Annotated in this window: 1 protein-coding gene; it reads left to right on the top strand. The window is 33.5% G+C overall.

Going from position 1 to position 695, the window contains the following annotated elements:
- Positions 1 to 695, top strand: a 695-nt coding sequence (locus RCF13_RS11045; protein WP_308141180.1) for a hypothetical protein, incomplete at both ends; no start/stop codon positions are given.

The following is a 695-nucleotide window of genomic DNA, read 5'->3' as shown; positions in this document are numbered from 1 at the left end:
TGCTGGAAAAAACATTGCTAGAGCAGCAGAAGGTGGAATCTTCTCTGATGATCAAGGTGAAGACTACTTCGCGTGGGATGATAATAATAAAATCCAAGATCTTGTTGACGAAGATGTAATCGTTGTTCTTGACTTAGCAGGAAAAGCTCTTGTATTAACTACAGATGCTAATATTACAAGTAATACTATTTACGGTATAGCTACTTATTTACAAGAAGGTAGAACCCCTGTATTAACAGTATTTACTACTGAAGGTAAAGAAGTAGAATATAAATTTGAAGACAGAGCAGAGGTTAACAAATTTGGTGCAAGTGATGTATCAACAGGAGCATTCGATGATACTAAGTTCTCAGCTGTAAGCTTTAAATTAAATAAAGATGGCGAAATTAAAGAAAAAACATTAGAAGTTGATTCTGCAGCGCTTACTTTAGACAAGGGAAGCAAAGATAAATTTGTAAAAGTATCAGCAACTGAGAAATACGATCTTAGAACAAGTACCGTATTTATGAAGGCTCTTAACAACGGAACAGCTAAAAAGCTTAAGCCTTCTGTAATTAAATATGATGATATTATCAAAAGAGAGTTAACTGCTGAAACAGCATATGTAATTGGTGAGCCTAATAAAGACGCAAAATTAATTGTATTTACTGATGGAGCTTTTGAAGCTACAGACGATACATTATTTGGATTAATTA

The organism is Stenotrophomonas maltophilia group sp. RNC7, from assembly GCF_030910085.1.
GTDB classification, from domain to species: Bacteria; Pseudomonadota; Gammaproteobacteria; order Xanthomonadales; family Xanthomonadaceae; genus Stenotrophomonas; species Stenotrophomonas sepilia.
This window is presented reverse-complemented; position numbering and strand designations above follow the sequence as displayed.